Raw genomic sequence first — 20,048 nt, 5'->3', positions numbered from 1 at the left:
ATGGTGGATGCCGAGGGTCAGTTCGTGGAGTACGTCTCCGCGCGACTGGCGAGCCTGCATCGGACCGCGTTTCTGATGTGCGGCGACGCCCACTTGGCTGACGACGTGGTGCAGCAGACGATCACGGCGCTGTACGTGAACTGGCGCCGGGTCAGCCGGGCCGACAACGTCGACGCGTACGTGCACCGGATGCTGGTCCACAAGCTCGTCGACGAGAAGCGGTTGAGCTGGTCGAAGGTCCGGCTGCTGGGGTCGACGCCGGAGCCCGAGCGCTCGCCGGTCACGCCGCACGACGAGCTGGCCGAGCGGGACAGCCTTGTCGCCGCGCTCGCCAACCTCCCACGCGGCCAGCGCACCGTACTGGTCCTGCGGTTCCTGTGCGACCTGTCGCTGGCCGACACGGCCGCCGCGATGGGCTGCTCGGAAGGCAACGTGAAGTCGCAGACGGCTCGGGCCCTGGTGGCGGTCCGCCACGTGCTCGACGTTACCGAGATGTCGGGGAGGAATCCGAGATGACCACGTCGGACGACCAGCGCATCGCCGTACTGCTGCGATCGGTGCCGGTTCCCGAGCCGAGGGTCGACGTGGGCCGCGCGGTCCGCGACGGCCGGCGGCGCCGCCAGCGACGCCGCCTCGGCGGGATCGCCGCGGTGACGGTGATGGCCGGGCTCGGCGTCGTGGGCGCCGTCCAGATCGGCGGGGCTGCCGGCCGGCCGGCTCCGGTGACGCCGGCCCTCGCGGTGTCACCGACCGGAACCGTGTCGACCGCTCCGGCCTCGCCGGTCACCTGTGAGGCGTCGTGGTTGCCGCGGCCGGTCGGCGGTCCGGTCGCGGTGGCGAACGGCGTCGACCCCACCGGGCGGTACATCGTCGGCGACATCGGCACCGGCCAGGAGGACGGGCGGGTCGTGCTCTGGACCGACGGCCGGGCGGGCGTCCTGCCGGCCGGCGCGCGGCACGCGGCCGCGGTCAACGCTGGCGGCGACGTGGTCGGCACCAACGGCGACGGCACCGGCTGGGTCTACCGCGACGGGAAGCTGCGCTACCTGGCCACCCCGCCTGGCTACGACGCGGTCCTCGTGTACGCGGTCAACGGCCGGGGGGACATCGCCGGCACCGCCAGAGGAGCGGGCGACTCGCACCATGCCGTGCTGTGGTCGGCGGACCGCCCGCAGGAGTACCGGCTGGTCGGGCAGCCTGGATCCGCCGCGACCGGGATCACCGAGGACGGCACGGTGGTCGGCACGATGGGTCAACTGCCCTACCGGTGGACGCCGCAGGGGACCGGGGCGGCCCTGGCACTGCCCGACGGCTACCCGCGCGCCTCGGTCGACTCGGCGCACGGCGAATGGGCGATCGGCATGGTCCCCGGCGACCAGCAGGGCGGGGCCGTGCAGATGCTGCCGGTGCGGTGGAATCTCAGGACCGGGGCGGTGAGTCTGCTGCCGTTCCCGGGCGCGACCGGGATCGCCGGCAACGGCGACCTGCTGGTCGGCGACGGTGCGCCGCTGATCGTCGCCCCGGACGGCGCGTCCCGGCGGTTGCCGGGCCGGCCCGAGGTGCGGGCGACCGAGGCGGGCACCTACACGGCCAATGGGATCAGCGACGACGGTCTGACCGTGGTCGGCGCCGCCTACGAGAACCAGGTGTACCGACCGCTGGTGTGGCGCTGCCACCGCTGAGGGGCGCGCCCGGTCCACGCCGCGGACGCCGGGCGCCCTGGCATGGTGGCCGGATCATCGGGTGCGAGACCAGCGGGCGGTGCCGGGCAGCCACAACGGGGCTATCGATCACTTGGAATCTTGGCGTACTAGTCTTCGCCGCATGGCCTTGCGACCGGACGAGTTCTATGACCACGCAGTCGCCGTCGCGGACAGCGAGCGCCGGCTCCCGTTGGCACGCATGACGGGATGGGAGATCAGTCCGTTCGAGCCGGACGGGCTGCGCGTAGCGCCGTTGCGCCCGCCGGTCCTCCCGGAGCCCGCGCGGCACGGCGAGGATCCGTCGGACTGCAACGCCTGCCGCGACCGGGACGAAGGGATCTGGTTCAACGACCACTGGCGGCTGGCCCGGATCCCGGGAGTGGGCGTCCCGCTGGTGCTCATGCTGTATCCGCGCGATCACTACGACATGGCGGATCTACCGGACGAGTTGGCCGCCGAACTGGGGCTGTTGAGCACTCGCATCGTCCGCCACATGCAGGCACTGCCGCACATCTCGCGGGCCCATGTCTACCGCATCGGAGATGGTGGCGCCCACCTGCACGTCTGGTTCTTCGCTCGGCCGGAGGGGCAGGCCCAGTTGTACGGGTCGTGGCTGGTCGTCTGGGACGACCTGCTGCCGGAGTACCCAGCGGACGTCGCAGAAGCTGACGCTGAGATCGTGGCAGACGCGTTGGTCGCCAGTCACGGAGGCCACCGGTCGCCCACCAGCGAACCGGCCGCCTGACCGGCAAGCAGCCGCGCTCGGTTCGATGGTCGTCTGCTCGGCTGCCCCCACGTTGTGATGAGCGACCAGATCGCTCTACCGCAGGCACGGAACCCTGAGACGGATCTCCTGCTGAGGTGCTGGGGCGGCCGGTCTCTAGGACGCCTGGTGGATGGGCATGTCGGCCAGCCAGACGTCGGCCAGGTCGCTGAGGGGGACGTCGAGGGCCTGGCTGAGGCAGACCACGGTGCCGAACGCCGGTGCGGGGAGGCGGCCGGCCTCGATCTTGCGCAGCGTCTCGGGGGAGATGCCGGCTGCCAGGGCCACCTCGACGAGGCTGCGGCCGGCCCGCGCGGCCCGGAGAGCGGCTCCGAGGCGCTGGCCCGCTGCGATCTGTTCGGCGGTGAGCGGTTGGCGAACCATGCCAGCAGGATATCCCTCCGGAGTGCCCCGACCTACGTGGTATAAAAATAACGGTATAAAAATACCGAACGGGAGAGGGAGGCTGTCGTGATCGAGCTCAAGTCCGCCGAGGAGGTCGGCCGCATGGAGGTGACCGGCCAGTTCGTCGGTGAGCTGCTCGCCGAGCTGAGCGGTGTCGCCGCAGTCGGCGTCAACCTGATGGACCTCGAGCACCACGCCCGCCGCCGGATCAAGGAACGCGGCGCCGAATCCTGCTACTGGGACTACGCCCCTTCGTTCGGCCGCGGCCCGTTCCGCAACGTGCTGTGCCTGTCGGTCAACGACGCCGTGCTGCACGGCCTGCCGCACGACTATGTTCTGCGGGACGGTGACCTGCTCAGCATCGACATGGCGGCCGGCATCGACGGCTGGGTCGCCGACTCCGCGCTCTCCGTCGTCGTCGGCACCCCCGACCCGGCCGACCTGAAGCTGATCGAGGCAACCGAGGTCGCACTGGAGGCCGGCATCGCCGCCGCCCAGCCCGGCGGCCGCCTCGGCGACATCTCCGCCGCGATCGGCGAGGTCGCCCACTCCTACGGCTACGGCGTCAACGCCGAGTTCGGCGGCCACGGCATCGGCCGCACCATGCACGAGGCCCCGCACGTCTCCAACAACGGCCGCGCCCGCCGTGGCATGAAACTTCACCCCGGTCTCACCATCGCCATCGAGCCCTGGTTCTGCCGCTCCACCGACAAAATCAAGTTCGACAAGGACGGCTGGACGATCCGCTCCGCCGACGGCTCCCGCACCGCGCACTCCGAACACACGGTCGCCGTCACGGCTTCCGGCCCCCAGGTCCTGACCCGCCGTCCCACTCACGGCGCCACCTCGGCCGACCCCACCAAAAAGCCCGCCACAGCCTCCTGACCCACACGGATCTCCTGCTGGGGTGCGGTAGCCCGGCTCGTGCAGCACTGTCTGCACGGCGCGCAACTCGGTCACCTCCGGCGTGCTGGTGCGCAGGTTGACGCCGGTGCCGCTCCACTCGACGCGGGCGGCCACCTCCGGCTTGTCCTCGCTGGCACCAGCGACCGCCAGCGGCACTCCGTGATACAGGGCGGTCTGCACCCCGCCGTAACCGCCGTTGGTGACCAGTGCGTCGGCGTGTGGCAGCAGCCGGTCGAACGGCACGAAGCTCGCCGGCCGCACGTTGTCCGGGACTTCGGCCAGGGCCTGGCGTACCAGGTCCGGCCCGTCCTCGCGTACGGTGGCGGCCACCACGAGGGCGTCGAGGTCGGCGAGGGCACGCACCGTGGGGATGACCAGTTCGTTCAGATCGTTGTTGGCGACGGTGCCCTGGGTGACGACCACCACCGGCCGGCCAGCCGACCGTTCGGGCCACCATGCCGGCTCTACGTAGTCGTCGCTGGGCGCTGGAGGAAGCGTACCGACGAACTGCAGGTGCTCCGGAAGGTCGCTGCGTGGGTACTCGAAGCTGGGCACGGTCAGCTGCAGGTAGTGGTCCGTACGGCGGAAAGGCGCGTCGAAGAGGTAGTCGGGCATCGTCACGTCCAACGACTCGCGCGTCGCCTCGCCGAATCTCTGCAGCTCGGCAAAGACCTGGCGCACCTGAGCGTTCATCGCTCGGTTGCGGGCGCGTGCCTTCTCGCCCGGCGTTGGCAGGACACCGGCGCCGAACGCGGGAGTGTCCTCGCTCTGGATCAGCACAGGGAAGAGCCCAGCGTCACGAGCGTCGGGCGTTCCTCCGGCGCCGTGGAGAGGCTGAGCACCGGTATCGACCAGAAGCCAAGCTCACCGAGCACCACATCCGCGGGGAACTTCGCCAGCAGCGCCCGTGGAGCCCGCACCTGCGCGGGCAGCTGGCCGAGGAAGAAGTGCTCAAAGTCGAACGACAACTGGGCCGGTCCTGGTGGCAGCGTGGCCCGCACGGGAAAGCAGGTGTCCAACTTCCGGTCGTCGAGGTCGGCCTCCGGCGGCAGGGCCTGGAATCGCGCTCCGATCGCCAAAGCGCGCTCCTCGAACCGGGATCCGGTGTACACGACCACCTCGTGACCACGCCTGACCAGGTCCGCCGCGACCGTGAGGACCGGGCTCACGTGTCCCTGGAAGGGGTTGCTCCAACTATTGCCTTGGCCATTCGAGTCTCCCGTCCGACGATCAGCATGCCGCTGGCATTCGCACACCGATCACGAGTGCTGCGTCGCTTGTTCGTCCGCGACCTGAATGATCGTCTTGCCGGGCGTGCGGCGGTGGCGGGCGAACGCGGAGGCCGTTTCGGAGAGCGGTCGCACGGCGCCGACGATGGGGTTGAGCCGTCCGGTCCGGAGGCGCTGAGCGAGGTCGGTCAGCCGGGCGCGATCAGGTTCGACGACGAAGAAGATGGCCCGTCCGTCCGTGGGCTGCACCGTAGGTGGCATGGCGATGGTGACGAGGGTGCCGCCCGGGCGTACCAGTTCGGTCGAACGCCTGAGGATGTCGCCTCCGACGACGTCGAACACCACGTCCACCTCGCCGACGTGCTGCAAATCGTCGGCGTCCAGGTCGAGGAAGGTCTGCGCGCCGAGACCGAGCGCGACATCACGGTCGTCGGCTCGGCCGGTGCCGATCACGCGGGCGCCCACCTCCCGGGCGAGCTGAACGGCGAGCGAGCCGACGCCGCCCGCGGCGCCGTGAATGAGGACGGTCTGGCCCGTCGTGAGGCGGGCGTGGTCGAACAGTCCCTGCCATGCGGTGAGTCCGGAGATGGGCAGCGCGGCGGCCACGGTGTGGTCGATGTCGGCCGCGAGGGGGGCGAGGTTGCGGGCCTCCACCGCGGTGTATTCGGCCAGGGATCCGTTGCGGGTCCAGTCGGTCAGTCCGAATACCCGCTGGCCCACGGTGAGGCCGGCGGTTCCGTAGCCGAGCTCGAACACAACTCCGGACAGCTCGTGCCCGGGGATGGTGGGTGTCCGGTCGCGACCGGCGCGATCGGACCATGTTCCCGGCTAGTCGAGCTCTCCGGGGGTGAAGCCTGCGGCGTGCACGCGCACGATGACGTCGTTCTCCGCAGCGTGGGGGTAAGGCATGTCGGTCAGGGTGAGGCCACCGACACCCGCGTCACGGTCGCGCACGGTGATCGCTCGCATACTCGAAACCTTTCCCAAGAGCAATCGTCGATATGAGGTGGTTGTGCGGGCTCGGCACGGGTCCGCTCGCGCTGCCCGGCCCCGACCGCGAAGGACGACGTCCGTCGTCGAAGTGACTCGCACCGTTCGTCGCGTGGCCTTTGAGTTGTCTGATCAGCTCGGCCAGGGTGAACCGAGGATGCGCTCGACCGTCGTCACGCGCTGGAGGCCGGGGATGAAGTGTTCGAGCACGTCGGAGTTCACGGTGCCGTTGGTGGTTTCGGGACGGTTCTTCAGCCCGTCGACGTAGGCTCGCAGGAACTCGTTCTTGAAGTTTCCTCGTGGATGGACGGCGAGGATTTCGGCCAGTTGGTCGTGTTCCACGGCATCCAGGCCGAAGCCGAGCACGTCGGTCAGGACACCGAGGTAGGTGGTCGCGATTTCCGGGGCCATGCGGTCGGGGATGCCCGGCGTGGTGTGCAGCGCGATGGCTGTCCAGACGGTGTCGGCTGCGGCCGTCGAGAAGCCCCGGTCCAGGAGGAACTTGCGGGCGTGGTCGGCGCCGTCGACTTCGAAGCGTTGCTCGACGTCGGAAAAGGGGGTCAGGAGGCCGGTGTCGTGGAACATGGCCGCCAGGTAGAGCAGTTCGGGGTCCGGTTTCACGCCGAGCCTCTGAGCGTGGATCAGGCTGAAGAAGAAAACCCGTCGGGAGTGGTGGTAGATCAGGGGGCTGGTCGTCTCCTGGATGCGCGTGGTCGCTTCGGCGACCGCCGCTGTCTCAGGAATCTCCAACCCCGCGATGACCTCTGACATGATCTCTTTGACCTTCCGGAAAGTCTGTGCGGACCGAGTGCCTGACCTCCATGCTGCCCACCGATCGTCGTACGGCGCCGCCTTCGTCCGGCCAGGAATCACCTATATCCGGACGGGGAGATCACAGTCGTGTGCTCCACCACGTGCGAGACCACGTGCCGCGGCCGGGTCGAGTGCGCGGCCTGCGACTTCGGGTCGTCCGTCACGGCCCCGTTCCCCGCTGCGTCTGATGTCCGGTTCATCGCGTGAGTCAACGGCACCGTTTCGGCACGAGGATTTCTTTTGCCAGCCGTTAGCAACGGCTCCGGCATTTCTTGAGTAAACCCGTGAGCAACCTCGCCAACGAGGATCCGCGTCATCTCCGGTAATTGCGTGCTACCAATAAACGGTGTCCATGCCTTCTGTTTCGCCGACCCAGCGGCGTCCAGTGCTGCCGGGTCCGGCCGCTCGCCGTGCGCATCCGGCTCCGAAGGCACCGCAGCGGTGAACGCTGGCCGTCATCGCGTCGCGATCTTCGTCTACGACGGGGTGACGTTGCTGGACGTCGCCGGTCCAGCGGAGGTGTTCAAGGAGGCGAACCGGTTCGGTGCCGACTACCGGATCGTGCTGCTGTCGCCCACCGGCGCGGAGGTCATGTCGAACCTCGGGGTCCGGGTCGCGGTCGACGGCGCCGTCTCCTCGGAGCCGGCCGTCGACACGTTACTGGTGGCCGGGTCCCACCTCTATCCACGCGCCCCTGTCCCCGGCCACCTGGCGGACGCTGCGCGGATACCGGCGGCCGTGGCCGGCCGGGTCGCGTCGATCTGCACCGGGGCGTTCGTCCTCGCCGCCGCCGGCCTCCTCGACGGCAAGCGCGCGACCACGCATTGGCAGGTCACGCACGAACTCGCCTCCCGGTGTCCGACGTGCCGCGTCGAGCCCGACGCGATCTACGTTCGCGATGGCACCACGTACACATCGGCGGGGGTGACGGCCGGCATCGATCTGGCGCTCGCTCTCGTCGAAGAGGACCACGGACCCGACCTGGCGCGCGACGTCGCCCGCGCCCTTGTGGTGTACATGCAGCGTGCGGGCGGCCAGTCCCAGTTCTCGGCACCGCTGCAAGGACCGCCGCCCCGCTCGCCGGCGCTCCGCAGAATCACCGACCTGGTGACGGCGAACCCCCGCGGGGACCACACGCTCGGTGAACTCGCGAAGCATCTCAACGTGAGCACCCGGCAGCTCACCCGGCTCTTCCATGAGGAACTGTCCACGACACCGGCCCGCTACGTGGAAAACATCCGATTCGACATGGCCAGGGCACTGCTCGACCAAGGACACACCGCGACGCAGGCCGCGGCCCGCGCCGGCTTCCCCAGTTACGAGAGCATGCGCCGAGTTTTCGCCAGGAAGCTGTCGATCAGCCCCGCCGCCTACCAACGCCGGTTCAGCACGGCCCGCCGCGCCACCGCGGAGTAGAGCCGGTCGGCTTGCCGCGTCGGTGGGTCGTGGGGCGAATGGTGGACGCCTGGCGTCGTCATGTTCGTCTTCGCGGGCCTCGCCGTCGTCTCGACCGTGGCTCTGGCTCGTCAGCTGGTCCCGCGTCGATCGGGGTCAGCCGACAGGTTGCCGCGATGAGAAGATGGACGACCGGCGATGCGGAGGTGGCCATGACGATGCGACAGCCCTCCGGGAGCAGTTCCCGGCGAGCCGGCCGGTGGCTCTCCGCAGCAACGGTTGGTCTGGTGATCGCTGCCATCCTGGCCATCTCGGCGGGCCGCGACCGGTTCGGTACCGGCGTCGCGGTGGCCATCGCGGTGGTCACGGTCTGGCTGCTTGCGACGCTTCTCCCGCTCCGGCGGCGCTGACGATCGACTGGGTGCCGTCGAGGCGGGGCGGACGGTCGCGAGGTCCCCCGCACGCGGCGCGGGCTCCATCGACCCGCTGAGGAGGGCGTAGGCCAGCCCTTTGACTGGCCGACGCCACAGTTGTTCACAGGGCTCTCAGGCCGGGTACGGGACCGAGTTCCGTGCCGCACGCAGGGCGGCGGCCCACCAGGCGAGCTGGTCCAGCAGGGTCTTGGCGAATCCGGATGCCTCCGGGTCCAGCGGCCGACCGTCTTCCCACGCCCTGAAGTAGTTCGGGAAGGCCAGACCATCGCGGATAGTCACCGCATGCAGTTCGGTGAGCACGTTCTCCAGGTGGAGGACGGCGTGACGGCCGCCAGCCGCCCCGCCGTAGCTGACGAAGGCGACGGGCTTGGCCCTCCACTGGGTGAAATGCCAGTCGATGGCCGCCTTCAGTGACGCAGGGTAGCTGTGGTTGTACTCCGGCGTGACCACGATGAAGGCGTCCGCGTCCTGCAGGTGAGACGTCAAGGACGCCATCCCGGCGGGGCGCGGGTAGGAGTCGCCGGCGAACCTGGGGGAGACCGCCGGCATCGACAGCGGGACCTCGACGTCGGCGAGATCGACGACGTCGATGTCGAACCCGCCGTGCTCGCGCGCTTGCTCGGCCACCCAGGTGGCTACGACGGGCCCGAACCGGCCCTCTCGGACGCTCCCGACAATGATCACCAACTTGTGCTTCTCACTCATGCCTTCACGGTCCTTTGCCGGGACGACGGCAACCAGACCGGGCTTAGGCTGGCCCCCGGGGGGCCACCCTGCGGGTTCGCGGCGGGAAACCGACCTAGACTCGCAACATGGGCACGCCCCTGGGCGACTTCATCCGCGCCAAGCGCGACAACATCCAGCCGGAGTCGTTCGGGCTGCCGGATCATGGCCGCCGCCGGTCCCCTGGGCTACGACGCTCAGACCTCGCCACGCGTGCGGGAATCAGCGTCGAATACCTCACCCGCATCGAGCAGGGACGAGACCGCAACCCGTCCTCTGCGGTGCTCAGTTCACTCGCGAACGCCTTGAGCCTCGACGCCGCCGAACGCGATCACCTGCGCCACCTTGCCAAGATCACCGGCGGAGCGTGTGCAGGGCGCGGGCAGCCGGTGCCACCCAACCGCCATGTCCGGCCCACCGTGTTGCAGACCCTCCAACTTCTTGAGCCCGGCGTCGCATTCGTCACCAACCGCCTCGGCGACGTGCTCGCGTACACGAGTGCGTTCGAGGTGCTGATGCGGGGGATCGGGCTTCTCGAGAGCGGGACGCCCAACCTGACGCGCTACGTGTTCACCGATCCGCGCGCCCGGACGTTCTTCCCCGACTGGGACCAGGTGGCCGACGAACGAGCCTGCGACCTGTGGCTCGGGCCGTCTGCGGAGACCTCCGAATGGTTCAGGGCCGAGCTCGCCCCCCTGGCCGGCAAGCAGTTCACCCGACGCCTCAACCGCCACCTGCCCCCGCCGCACGTCCCGCTCCGGCTCAACCACCCCGTCGCGCATGAACTTCGGTGGCAGCGAGAGAAGCTCGAGTTGCCGAGAACCGACGCGCAGGAGTTGGTCGTTCTCCTGCCCGCCGATGACGCGACGGCGCGGGCCATGCAACGGCTGCGCCGCCAACCCGGCCGCATCCTTCGCGCGGTCACGTAGCTCATGGCATCCGCCCTCGCGCCCCGCGGCCGCTACCGACTGACGCTCGGTTGACGGGGTGTCGGCGGAACCTGTCGAGGACCGGTGCCGCTCGTTCGTCACACGGACGACGCAGCGCTTCCAGACACGAGGAGCAACGATGAAGTACGCGATGCTGATCTTCGGCGACGACCGCGAGTGGACGACGCTGTCCCCGGCCGACGAGCAGGACGTGATGAAGCAGGTCTACGAGTGGTTCGAGAGGTGGCAGCCGACCGGCAAGATCGCCGACGGCGGCGCCGAGCTGCAGCCCAGGGATGCGGCAAAGACAGTGCGCGCCGGCGCGAACGGCCAGCCGGTGATCACCGATGGGCCGTACCTGGAGCTCAAGGAGGTCATCGGCGCGATCGTCATGTTGGAGTGCGACGACATTGACGAGGCGGCGCGGATCGCGGCCACCTGGCCGCTCGCCGCCGGGATGAGCGCGCTGGAGGTCCGTCCGGTGATGAGCCGCGAATAGCGGTGACGCGGGGCGCCGGTCTCACAGCCGGCGCCTCAACTCACCCACCCGACGCGACATCAGCTCCCGTTCGGCCGGGTTCGTCGCCAGCTCCAGAGCCCGCTCCGCCGCCGTCAGCGCCTCGCCCGGACGGTCGAGCGTGCCCAGCAGGTCGGCCCGGGCGGCGTGCCACAGGTGGTAACCGGCAAGCTGGTCCCCGAGCGCGTCGACCTCATCGAGCGCCGGGGCCGGGCCCACCGCGAACCGCGTGGCCACCGCCCGGTTGAGCAGCACGACCGGCGACGGGTCCAACGCGCGCAGCCGGTCGTACAACGCCCGCACGTCGGCCCAGTTGGTGGCCTCGTACGAGGGGGCCAGGGCGTGCAGGGCGGCGATGCCGGCCTGCACCTGGTACGGGCCCGTCCGGCCCTGGCGCACCGCCGCCCGTAGCCGCAGCGCGGCCCGTTCGATCGCCGCCTTGTTCCACAGCCGCCGGTCCTGCTGGTCGAGCAGCAGGATGCGGCCCCACGAGTCGAACCGCGCGTCGGCGCGGGCGTGGTGCAGCTCCAGCAACGCTGCCAGGCCGGCGGCCTCCGGCTCACGGGGCAGCAGCTCGGCGAGTTGGCACGCCAGCTCGACCCCCTCGCGGGCCAGCTCGCCCCGCTGGGCGGACCGGCCACTGGACAGATACCCCTCGTTGAAGACCAGGTAGATCACCGCGAGTACGGCCGGTAGCCGGTCGGCGTACTCATGCGGCTGCGGCACCTCGAACCGGACGCCGCGCTCCCGCAGTTGGCGCTTGGCCCGGGAAAGCCGCTGCGCCATCGTCGGCAGCGGCACCAGGAACGCGGCGGCGATCTCGGCCGTGCTCAGGCCGCTGGCGGCGTACAGCGTCAGTGCGACCCGGGCCGGCTCGGCGAGGTCCGGGTGGCAGCACCCGAAGACCATGGCCAGCCGATCGTCCACGCCCGGTTCCGGCGGCGCTTCCGCGGCCAACTGTGCCACCTTGCCGCGGCCGACGGCGTCGCGGCGCAGCCGGTCCAGCGCCTTGCGCCAGCCCGTGGTGACCAGCCAACCGGTGGGGCTCTCCGGCAGACCCTCGTCGGGCCAGCGCTTGAGCGCCTCGGCCAACGCGTCCGACAGCGCCTCCTCGGCCCGGTCCAAGTCGCCGAGCCGCCGGCTGAGCGCGCCGAGCATGCCGGCCGCGTCCGTCCGCCAGATCCGGTCCAGCAGCTCTGCCACGTCGTCCACCGCACCAGGGTGCAACACCCGCGGGACCGAGGTGTCCCCGTGCGTACGTGTCGCGCGTTGCCCTCCCGCCGGCGGAGCCGCCGCGCTGCCGCGTCACGTTCCGGGGGCTGGCTACCGGACGCCAGCCTCCACGGTCAGCGTCCCGGCCTCGGCGTCGATCGTGGCCCGGGCGCCGAGCGGGACGGTGAGCTGGCCGTTGCCGTGTCCGAGGCGGAGCCCGCCGAGCACCGGGACGCCGAGGTCGTAGAGGCGGTCCTTGAGTACGGCTGCCGCGTCCCACTCGCCGGGCTGGCCGACGCTGTTGGTGATCTGGCCGATCACCACCCCGGCAACCCGGCCCAGTACGCCCACCCGGCGCAGCTCGGTCAACATCCGGTCGTAGCTGTACGGCGCCTCGTCCACGTCCTCGAAGAACAGGATGGCGTCGTCGAAGTCCGGAACGTCCTTGGCGCCCAGTGAGGTCGAGATCAGGGTCAGACACCCGCCGAGCAGCCGGCCGGTCGCCCGACCCGGCACCATGACCGAGGCGGCGGTTTCGGTCGGATCCCGGTTGATGGTGATCGGCGCGGTGGTCATGACCGACCGGCGCAGCGCCTCGGCGGACTCCGGACCGGTCCGGCTGTCCGTCCAGTTGACCATCGGGCCGTAGAAGCTGACCAGGCCGATCTCGCGCCACAGTCGACCATGGATGCTGGTGATGTCGCTGAATCCGACCACCACTTTCGGGTCGCGACGCAGGGCGGATACGTTCACCTGGTCCACGATCCGCTGGGTGCCGTACCCGCCTCGGGCGGCGAAGACGGCCCGCACACCAGGGTCGCCGAACGCGGCGTTCATGTCGGCCAGCCGCTGGGCGTCGGTGCCGGCCAGGTAGCCGTACCGGGTGAAGACGTGCTGGCCCAACTCCACCTCCAGCCCCCAGCCACGGAGGATCTCGATGCCACGGTCCATCAGGGCGGGGTTCGGGGTGCCGCCCGGCGACACCACCCGAACCCGATCACCGGGGACCAGGGCGCGGGCCCGGACCGGAGTACGCCCGCGCGGCGCCGCCTGAGCCGTCCCGGCGGTGCCGACCAGCAGCGCGCCACCGGCCGCCGCTGCTGCCCCGGCGTGCAGCACGCGCCGCCGGGACAGGGCCGCGGCGCCAGGCCCCGTCGTGGCTACGCCCTCGTCAGAATTTCGCATCGGCGTCCTCTCCATCGTGCCGGGACCGGCGATCCGGGCCGGCGACCCGTCAGGTGAGACATCGATGCTACTGATCGTCTGTGTTTCTTGGCGAGGGCGCTTCCGGGCCGTGGTCGGACCTCGGTCCAGGGTCCGAACACGGCCGCCGAGGCTGGCGCGGCTTGGCGTGGGCTCAGGGAACCAGCACCACCTTGCCGCCGGCGTGACCGCCGTCGCTGAGCCGATGCGCCGCCGCAGCCTCTGCGAACGGGAAGACGGCGGCGACGGTGGCGGTCAGTTCCCCGCGGACGAGCCGGTCGACGGCCGCTGCGAGGTTGGCTGCGGATCGCTGCTCCGGGCCGGCGGTGAAGACGACGCCGAGCTGCTGAGCTGCGCCGTCGGCGATGGTGACGATGCGGTCGGTGCCGCCGCGCAGTTCGATGGAAGCGGGCAGCGCGCCCTTACCGGCCACATCCAGTACGGCGTCAACGCCGTCGGGAGCGAGGGCCCGTACCCGGTCGACCGGTCCCCGGCCGTAGGTGGTCGGGGTGGCGCCGAGGTCACGGACTCGATCCTGGTTCGCCTCGCTGGCCGTGCCGATCACGGTGGCGCCGCGGTCGGCCGCGAGCTGAACAGCGAGTTGGCCGACCCCGCCGCTCGCGCCGTGGATCAGCAGGGTGTCCCCGGCGCCGATCCGGAGCAGGTTGAGGGCGCGGGTCGCGGTCTCCGCGGCGACCGGCAGCGCCACGTCGACCCCGAGCACTGCGGGCAGCGGGGTCGGGAAGATCGCCTCCATCGCACCGCTGCGGATCTTGCCGTCGATCGGGTTGACCCCGGCGGGACGCCGGGTGCCGGATCCCGATGACCGCAGGGCTACCCGGGTCGAACCCACGCCGGCCAGCCTCGCCCTGCGCAGTCAGGTGGAGCAGATCTGGACGGACCTGGAACAGGTCACCGTCGGCGAGATGACCGCCGAGGAACAGCGCGACGCTATCCACGCGATGGAGCGGCTGGAGGGCCGAGCCGTGTCCCACGCGCCTCCGCACGAGCCGCCACGGCTTCACTGGTCGGCGGGGGCGTCCCGAATGGCGAGTGCGGCTTGGACGAGCGCGGCGTGGGTCAGCGTCTGGGGGTAGTTGCCGACCTGGGCACCGGTCGCGGGGTCCAGCTCTTCGGCGTAGAGGCCGAGTGGGCTCGCGTGGCCGAGCATGCTCTGGAACATCTCGACCGCCTCGACGCGGCGCCCGGTGCGGGCGAGGGCTTGAACCAGCCAGAACGAGCAGGGCAGAAACGCGCCTTCGGCCCCCGGGAGGCCGTCACGTCCCGGCGGATAGCGGTAGAGCAGCGAGGTGCCGGCGGAAAGCCTGTCCCGAACGGCGTCGACGGTGCCCCGCACCCGGGGCGACTCGGCGCTCTCCATGTCCAGCAGCGGCAGGACGAGCAAGGCCGCGTCCAGGTCCGCCGAGCCGTAGGTGCGGACGTAGCTGGCCGCCGTCGGGTCGAAGCCGGATGCCCGGACCTCGGCGGCGATGGCGTCTCGTGCGTCCCGCCAGCGTCGACGTTGGCGGTCTGGCAGGCGGTGAGTGTCGGCGATGCGCAGGGCCCGGTCCAGAGCGAGCCAGCCCATGAGCTTCGAATGTACGTGTTGGGCAGGTTGGCGGACCTCCCAGATGCCGGCGTCGGGCTCCTGCCAGCAACGGGCGACCACGTCGGCGAAACCGCGCACCGCCCGCCACGTCTCGCTGTAGAGGCCCTGCCCAGCCTGCACGAACGCCCAGGCGGCGTCGATCACCCAGCCGTAACCGTCGAGTTGGTGTTGCCCGGCGGCCGCATTGCCGATCCGTACCGGGACGCTGCCGAGATAGCCGGGCCAGCCGGGCAGTTCCCGTTCCGCTGGTACGTGGCGGCCGTGCAGGGTGAGCAGTGCCGGCAGGCGTGGCCGCTGCAGCCGGCTGGCGTGCAGCAGCCAGGCGAGGAAGCCGCGGGCCTCGTCGGGTTTGCCGACACTGAGGAACGCGCTGACGCCGATGCTGGCGTCGCGAGGCCAGACATAGCGGTAGTCCCAGTTCCGTACCCCGCCGGGATCTTCGGGCAGAGACGTCGTGGGTGCGGCCACCGGGGCCCGCGACGGCGAGTAGGTCAGCAGCCGCAGCGTCAGCAGGCTTCGTACGACGTGTTCCCGGAACGGCAGTGACTCGTCGATCTCGGCGGTCCAGGCCCGCCAGCGGTCCTCGTCCTCGGTGAGCAGGTCCCAGGCCCACGCCGGATCGACGTGGATCAGCGGTTCGCGGTAGGCCACGGCCAGCACGAGGGTGACCGGCCGGCCCGGCCTGACCCTGACCAGGGCGGGCCGACCTGGCTCGATGGCGAGATCGGGTGCGCTGCCCAGAGAGACCGCGAGCGACCCCCACTGACACACCAAGGCCCGGCGCCGTTGGTGGACCCGGGGCCGGCGGTGCCGTACGCCGAGGCGGGGATCGAACTCGACGACGGCGTCCGCCTCCGCATCCTCGGTCGACAGCCGCCGCACGATCAGGGTCGTGGGCAGCAGGCGGCCGCTGACCTCGGCCACCATGGCCTCGGTGAGGGTGAGCCGGCCGCTGCCCACCGCCCATGTCGTCTCCAGAGTGGCGGTGTACTGCCGGTAGCGCCGTTCGACGACCGCGGCCGGTCGGGCCGGGCCGACCCGGAACGTTCCCGCGTCAGGGCCCCCGATCAGCCGGCCGAACAGGGGCTCGCCGTCGAAGCGGGGCACGCAGAGCCAGTCGATCCCGCCGTCACTTGCCACGAGGGCAGCGGTGCGGGTGTCACCCAGCAGCCCGTAGTCGCTGATCGGCGCTGGAGGCCGGGGACACGTCGTGTCGGACCCACCGGTCATGGAGATCGCTTTCTGACGGGTCGTGGGACGCGGGTCAACGGGCTTGAAGGAGCATTCCGAGGACCACCCCGTAGATGACGTGGACGACAGCCACGACTGCGGGGGTCTGGATGCCGTAGTTGACGGCGAACAGGCCGGGCGGCTCCAGCACGGCGGTGCTGGCCAGGCCCGCCCGCTGGGAGGCCATGCGCGGGTGGACACCCGGAAGCAGCGGCAGAAGCACCGTCAGCGCGATCCCGACGTGGACGGTCCCGAGCAGTGCCCCGGTCCACCAGGTGGCGCGGTTCAGCAGAGCAAACGTGGCCGCGTAGCCGAGGGCGAAACCCTGACCGGCGCAGAGGTGAATGAAGAACCCGACGACCCGGGCCCGATCGGGATCCTCGGTGACGAGGGTCCCGAGCACCAGGGCAAAGTCGAGGCGAGTGAGGCCGGCCAGTTGAGCAGTGATCAGCGCCGCGGTGAGCGCCGCGGTGGCGACCAACCCGAACAATGCCCATCCGGCCCAGTCCATCTCAACAGTGGTGGACGCCGCGCGCGTTGTCAGTCGGTGATGTTCGCTCGGTCATCGGTCCGTCCTTCGCCTGAAAAACATGAAGGCTGGCGGCCCTGATCGGGACGCCCTCGTCGTACCTCGACGACAGTGGCCGCGCCGGTTTTTCACCCTAAGCCCTGGGGCTGTGAGATGCGGCCTGCTCGCCGACATACAACCGGCGCTGGGACGACGCCCACCAAGCGGATGATCGCCGACCGGGTGGGGGAGTCGGCTGCCTTCTGCAGGCATCAGCTGGAGCGGCGGCCCCGGCGGTTGGTGGCATCGGTGCCGGTCATGGCGGCGATGAGGTCGTTGCGGGCGCGGGTGACCCGGGAGCGGACGGTGCCGATGGGGCCGTTGAGGTCGTCGGCCTCGTCCGGTCCCGCGAGGTGGGTGACGCGAATGAGTGCCGCTGCGGCGGCATGGTCACCGTGGCCAGCAGCTAGGGCCAGCCGGGTCGCCGGTTGATCTGACGTCGAGAGAGAAGTTTCATGTCCGTCGTTCAAATGTTGATGTGCTCGGCTGAGGATCGGGCGTGATGCCCGGTCGGTCCGGCCAGGTGACGCGGCCGTGGGCGTCGCAGACGCGGTGGGGGCCAGGCGGATCGCCCGACCCCCACCGGTCGGATCTGGCTGTCAGCCCAGGTACTTCTCCCACGGGCCGGTGATGGCCAGGGTGAGGCCGGGGTCCTGCATGTTGACGAAGAGCACCTTGCCGTCGGCGCTGAAGGTCGGCCCGCAGAACTCTGAGTCGTTGAGCTGGTTGCGGGCGATCGCGTAGGTGGGGCCGCCCGGGAACGCGCTCAGCACGTGGGAGGCGCCCGAGCCGTCCTCGGCGAGCACGAGGCTTCCCCACGGGGTGACGGTCACGTTGTCCGGGCCGTCGAAGGTGAGGTCGTTGTACTTCACCGGCGTACCCTCCTCCGACGCGGTCTGGTGCGGGAAGTACGTCACCAGCTGGATGGTCTGGGCCCGGTAGTCGTAGAACCAGACCATGCCGTCGTGCGGAGCCGCGTCCGCCGGGAGGTCACCGTCGTCCCACGCGTAGGAGTTGACCACGTAGACGCCCTCGTCGGTGCCCCACACGCCCTCGAACTTGCGTCCTCGAGTGACCTGGCCATCGGCGAACTGCTCGCGCACAGCCGTGGTCCGCGCGTCGCGCTCAGGCACCTCGATCCACCGGACGGGGAAGGGGCGGCCCAGCTGAGCGGAGGTCAGGTAGGCGACGTCCGGCAGCACCGAGCCGTCGTCCATGATGATCTGCATCGCGGCGAGGACGCCGGCGTCCGGAGCGAGGCGGGTCAGCACGCCGGGACCGAGCTTGACGCCGCGGGGTGCGGTCCAGCGGTAGAAGAGGCCGTTGGGTCCGTCGGCGTCCTCGGAGAGGTAGACCTTGGTGCGGTCCTTGTCGATCGCCAGGGCCTCGTGGGCGTAGCGGCCCAGGCACTTGATCGGCCTCGGGTCCGCGCTGCCGTCGGCCCAGACCTCGAAGACGTACCCGTGGTCCTTCTGGAAGACGCCGGACCGGCCGTCCTCCGCCCAGTCGTCCCCGGCCCGGTCCTCGGTCTCCTCGCAGGTCAGCCACGTGCCCCAGGGGGTGGGACCGCCCGCACAGTTGCCGACGGTGCCGGAGAGGGCGACGAACTCACCGAGGTTGCGACCAGCGCGGTCGGTCCGGATCACGGTGCAGCCGCCGGCGTCGACGGCACCCGGGTCGTAGACGGTGCCCTTGACGTGCGGTACGCCGAATTCGGCGCCGGGGTCGATCTCGTGGTTCTGGATCAGGGTGTAGCGGCCGTGGCCGGCGTCGTAGACGGCCATGCCGTCGTGGTCGGCCGGGGTCACGCCCTGGCCGCGGTCGAGACGGGTGACGCCGGCCCGGGTCACCACCGTGTAGCTGAAGCCCTCGGGCAGGGCCAGGACGCCCTTGGGGTCGTCCACGAGCGGCGGGAAGGGCACGTGGCCGGCCCCGGCCGGCGGGCGGGGCCGGCTCGGGTGGGCCTGGGCCAGGGACGGGAAGCCGCCGGCGACGGCAAGCCCCACGCCGGCGGCGGCACCGCCGGCGAGGAAGGTACGACGAGAGGAAGGCACGTGGATCAGCTCCTGGTCAGGACAAGTGTGACGGTGTCTGACAGCCAACTCCTGCGGTCAGAAACCGACGCGTCACTCATGGGATCGATCGGTGACATCCAAGTGAAGAGTCAATGGCGGGCATGTGGTCGAGGGTGAGGGGAGCCGTGCGTGGACTGGCAGGAGCTGACGGACCTGACGGGCGGGCAGCCGTTCGTGGTCGAGCGGGTCCGCCTCGCCGGCAGCGGCGTCGTGGTCGAGGGTCAGTTCGAGCCGCCGCAACTGGCTCAGCTCAGCGTCGACGACCGCGAGTGACACGGCGCCACTGCCGGACGCTCGCTCGAGCCACGGGGTCGGGCGGCCGTCCGGCCGCGGCGTCCCTTCGAGCGGGGTGCCGTTGCGGATTGCCTATCCGTGGTCTGCGCTCGGTTGGGTGGTGTCGTTTGAGGCCGCTGCGGGTCTGGTGTGGAGGACGTCGCGGGCCTGTTCGGCGGCGCGGGTGATGCTTTCGCTGATGAAGTCGAGGAAGCGAGCGATGTTCTCCAGGCGGGTCGCGGCGGGGGTGTGCGGGCCGAGGACGGCGACGCCTCGGCGCGCGGTTTCGACGAGCTGGTCGTTGGATCGGGCGCTGGCGATCGTCGCCTGGTAGAAGAGTTCGTCGTCGACGACGTAGCGGTCGCGGCGGCGTTCGTCGCGTTCACGGCGGACGAGGCTCTGGCCCTCCAGGAAGGCGATCGCTTTGGAGATGGACGCCGGGCTGACCTGGAGGCGCTGGGCGAGTTGAGACGCGGTGAGGCTGCCCGCGTCGGTGGTGAACAGGCAGGTCAGCACCCGGGCTGTCATCTTGGTCAGGCCCGAAGCCATCAGGACGGTCGTGAGCGTCTCCTCGTACTCGGCCACGGCCTCGGCGTTGCGTCCGTGCGGCTGGGGGAGGGACTCCGGACCTCGGGACGAGGCGGGCCGGCGCCGGTGAGCGCGACGCTCGGTGGCGCGGTGGGCCAGGTCGGCGCGGTAGGCGGTGGGGCCACCGTTGCGCATGACCTCACGGGTGATCGTCGAGGTCGGACGGTCGAGGCGTCGGGCGATCTCGGCGTAGGGGAGGCTGTCGGCCAGCCCCAGCGCGATCTGCTGGCGTTCCTGCTGGGTGAGTCTGCCTCCCGGCATCGCGATCTCCTTGGTGATCCTTCTGGTGGTCCCTGACCCTCCGACTATAGCGTTCACCTCTCGGCTATTGCAACGCTCAGACGGTCGGCGTTGCGTTGCGTCTAGACCGGTTGCAACAGTTTCTGCACCGTGACCTGCTGGAATGCCGAACCAGCGCAACGAAGTTGTTGCCAGCTTTTGGAAAGCAACGTAGCTTTTCCGGTATCAGAAACAACGAACGAG

At 70.5% G+C, this 20,048-nt stretch carries 21 protein-coding genes and 4 pseudogenes; 9 read left to right on the top strand and 16 right to left on the bottom strand.

Annotated elements, in window-relative coordinates; translation table 11 throughout:
- The 3 genes from AB0C04_RS20555 to AB0C04_RS20545 all read left to right on the top strand — a co-directional run bounded on the left by AB0C04_RS20555 (position 1) and on the right by AB0C04_RS20545 (position 2,448).
- Positions 1-516: a SigE family RNA polymerase sigma factor gene (locus AB0C04_RS20555; RefSeq protein WP_357056879.1), complete on the top strand. Its 516-nt coding sequence runs from the start codon at positions 1-3 to the stop codon at positions 514-516.
- A complete protein-coding gene (locus AB0C04_RS20550; protein ID WP_357056876.1) occupies positions 513-1,682 on the top strand; it encodes a hypothetical protein in 1,170 nt (389 codons plus the stop codon). The genes AB0C04_RS20555 and AB0C04_RS20550 overlap by 4 nt, the downstream gene beginning before the upstream one ends.
- A 142-nt stretch (positions 1,683-1,824) precedes the next feature.
- A complete protein-coding gene (locus tag AB0C04_RS20545; RefSeq protein WP_357056873.1) occupies positions 1,825-2,448 on the top strand; it encodes a hypothetical protein in 624 nt (207 codons plus the stop codon).
- A gap of 135 nt (positions 2,449-2,583) precedes the next feature.
- On the opposite strand, the gene AB0C04_RS20540 is transcribed toward AB0C04_RS20545, so the two are convergent.
- Positions 2,584-2,850 (bottom strand): helix-turn-helix transcriptional regulator, encoded by a 267-nt coding sequence (locus AB0C04_RS20540; protein WP_357057281.1) that lies wholly within the window; start codon positions 2,848-2,850, stop codon positions 2,584-2,586.
- Positions 2,851-2,937: 87 nt separating this feature from the next.
- On the opposite strand from AB0C04_RS20540, the gene map reads away from it, so the two are divergent.
- The gene (map, locus tag AB0C04_RS20535) at positions 2,938-3,756 is read left to right on the top strand and encodes a type I methionyl aminopeptidase (RefSeq protein ID WP_357057279.1); all 819 of its coding nucleotides are present in this window, start codon (positions 2,938-2,940) and stop codon (positions 3,754-3,756) included.
- A gap of 27 nt (positions 3,757-3,783) precedes the next feature.
- Here the strand turns inward: map and AB0C04_RS20530 are convergent.
- The 6 genes and pseudogenes from AB0C04_RS20530 to AB0C04_RS20505 form a co-directional block, all read right to left on the bottom strand.
- Positions 3,784-4,392 (bottom strand): annotated as a pseudogene (locus AB0C04_RS20530) (nucleotide disphospho-sugar-binding domain-containing protein); the annotation flags it as partial.
- A 158-nt stretch (positions 4,393-4,550) separates the two neighbouring features.
- Positions 4,551-4,895 carry a hypothetical protein gene (locus AB0C04_RS20525; protein WP_357056870.1) on the bottom strand — a complete coding sequence of 115 codons (345 nt, stop codon included), beginning with the start codon at positions 4,893-4,895 and terminating at the stop codon, positions 4,551-4,553.
- A gap of 141 nt (positions 4,896-5,036) precedes the next feature.
- On the bottom strand, positions 5,037-5,612 hold the full coding sequence (locus tag AB0C04_RS20520) for a zinc-binding dehydrogenase (protein WP_357057277.1): 576 nt from the start codon (positions 5,610-5,612) through the stop codon (positions 5,037-5,039).
- A 108-nt stretch (positions 5,613-5,720) separates the two neighbouring features.
- Positions 5,721-5,798, bottom strand: a pseudogene (locus tag AB0C04_RS20515) (hypothetical protein); the annotation flags it as partial.
- A gap of 36 nt (positions 5,799-5,834) precedes the next feature.
- Positions 5,835-5,975, bottom strand: a complete 141-nt coding sequence (locus AB0C04_RS20510) for a hypothetical protein (RefSeq protein WP_357056867.1) — start codon at positions 5,973-5,975, stop codon at positions 5,835-5,837.
- 153 nt (positions 5,976-6,128) lie between these two features.
- The gene (locus tag AB0C04_RS20505) at positions 6,129-6,767 is read right to left on the bottom strand and encodes an HD domain-containing protein (RefSeq protein WP_357056864.1); all 639 of its coding nucleotides are present in this window, start codon (positions 6,765-6,767) and stop codon (positions 6,129-6,131) included.
- 483 nt (positions 6,768-7,250) lie between these two features.
- Here AB0C04_RS20505 and AB0C04_RS20500 point away from each other — a divergent pair, with 483 nt between their 5' ends.
- Both AB0C04_RS20500 and AB0C04_RS20495 read left to right on the top strand, forming a co-directional pair.
- Positions 7,251-8,225: a GlxA family transcriptional regulator gene (locus tag AB0C04_RS20500; RefSeq protein ID WP_357056861.1), complete on the top strand. Its 975-nt coding sequence runs from the start codon at positions 7,251-7,253 to the stop codon at positions 8,223-8,225.
- A gap of 266 nt (positions 8,226-8,491) precedes the next feature.
- Positions 8,492-8,614, top strand: a complete 123-nt coding sequence (locus AB0C04_RS20495) for a hypothetical protein (RefSeq protein ID WP_357056858.1) — start codon at positions 8,492-8,494, stop codon at positions 8,612-8,614.
- Positions 8,615-8,749: 135 nt separating this feature from the next.
- Here AB0C04_RS20495 and AB0C04_RS20490 read toward each other — a convergent pair whose 3' ends face one another.
- Entirely contained in the window at positions 8,750-9,322 is a 573-nt protein-coding gene (locus AB0C04_RS20490; RefSeq protein ID WP_357057275.1) for an NAD(P)H-dependent oxidoreductase, read from the bottom strand.
- A 128-nt stretch (positions 9,323-9,450) separates the two neighbouring features.
- On the opposite strand from AB0C04_RS20490, the gene AB0C04_RS20485 reads away from it, so the two are divergent.
- Together AB0C04_RS20485 and AB0C04_RS20480 are read left to right on the top strand one after the other, a co-directional pair.
- A complete protein-coding gene (locus AB0C04_RS20485; protein WP_357056855.1) occupies positions 9,451-10,290 on the top strand; it encodes a helix-turn-helix transcriptional regulator in 840 nt (279 codons plus the stop codon).
- 151 nt (positions 10,291-10,441) lie between these two features.
- Positions 10,442-10,789, top strand: coding sequence for a YciI family protein (locus tag AB0C04_RS20480; protein ID WP_357056852.1), 348 nt, complete (start codon positions 10,442-10,444; stop codon positions 10,787-10,789).
- 21 nt (positions 10,790-10,810) lie between these two features.
- On the opposite strand, the gene AB0C04_RS20475 is transcribed toward AB0C04_RS20480, so the two are convergent.
- The 6 genes from AB0C04_RS20475 to AB0C04_RS20450 form a co-directional block, all read right to left on the bottom strand.
- Entirely contained in the window at positions 10,811-12,019 is a 1,209-nt protein-coding gene (locus AB0C04_RS20475; protein ID WP_357056849.1) for a DUF6596 domain-containing protein, read from the bottom strand.
- A 111-nt stretch (positions 12,020-12,130) separates the two neighbouring features.
- Positions 12,131-13,204 carry an LD-carboxypeptidase gene (locus AB0C04_RS20470; protein WP_357056847.1) on the bottom strand — a complete coding sequence of 358 codons (1,074 nt, stop codon included), beginning with the start codon at positions 13,202-13,204 and terminating at the stop codon, positions 12,131-12,133.
- A 172-nt stretch (positions 13,205-13,376) separates the two neighbouring features.
- Positions 13,377-14,075 carry a zinc-binding dehydrogenase gene (locus AB0C04_RS20465; protein WP_357056844.1) on the bottom strand — a complete coding sequence of 233 codons (699 nt, stop codon included), beginning with the start codon at positions 14,073-14,075 and terminating at the stop codon, positions 13,377-13,379.
- 168 nt (positions 14,076-14,243) lie between these two features.
- Complete coding sequence (locus AB0C04_RS20460) at positions 14,244-16,061, bottom strand: glycoside hydrolase family 15 protein (protein WP_357056841.1); 1,818 nt, start codon at positions 16,059-16,061, stop codon at positions 14,244-14,246.
- A gap of 34 nt (positions 16,062-16,095) precedes the next feature.
- Positions 16,096-16,572, bottom strand: a complete 477-nt coding sequence (locus tag AB0C04_RS20455; protein WP_357056838.1) for a hypothetical protein — start codon at positions 16,570-16,572, stop codon at positions 16,096-16,098.
- 656 nt (positions 16,573-17,228) lie between these two features.
- Positions 17,229-18,683 carry an alkaline phosphatase PhoX gene (locus AB0C04_RS20450; protein ID WP_357056835.1) on the bottom strand — a complete coding sequence of 485 codons (1,455 nt, stop codon included), beginning with the start codon at positions 18,681-18,683 and terminating at the stop codon, positions 17,229-17,231.
- 150 nt (positions 18,684-18,833) lie between these two features.
- Here AB0C04_RS20450 and AB0C04_RS20445 point away from each other — a divergent pair, with 150 nt between their 5' ends.
- Complete coding sequence (locus AB0C04_RS20445) at positions 18,834-18,977, top strand: hypothetical protein (RefSeq protein ID WP_357056832.1); 144 nt, start codon at positions 18,834-18,836, stop codon at positions 18,975-18,977.
- A gap of 93 nt (positions 18,978-19,070) precedes the next feature.
- On the opposite strand, the pseudogene AB0C04_RS20440 reads toward AB0C04_RS20445, so the two are convergent.
- Together AB0C04_RS20440 and AB0C04_RS20435 are read right to left on the bottom strand one after the other, a co-directional pair.
- Positions 19,071-19,505, bottom strand: a pseudogene (locus AB0C04_RS20440) (MarR family transcriptional regulator); the annotation flags it as partial.
- A gap of 114 nt (positions 19,506-19,619) precedes the next feature.
- A pseudogene (locus tag AB0C04_RS20435) lies at positions 19,620-19,826 on the bottom strand (helix-turn-helix domain-containing protein); the annotation flags it as partial.
- Positions 19,827-20,048: the final 222 nt, after the last annotated feature.

Origin of the sequence: Micromonospora sp. NPDC048909 (assembly GCF_040649635.1) — a bacterium.
Classification (GTDB): domain Bacteria; phylum Actinomycetota; class Actinomycetes; order Mycobacteriales; family Micromonosporaceae; genus Micromonospora.
This window is presented reverse-complemented; position numbering and strand designations above follow the sequence as displayed.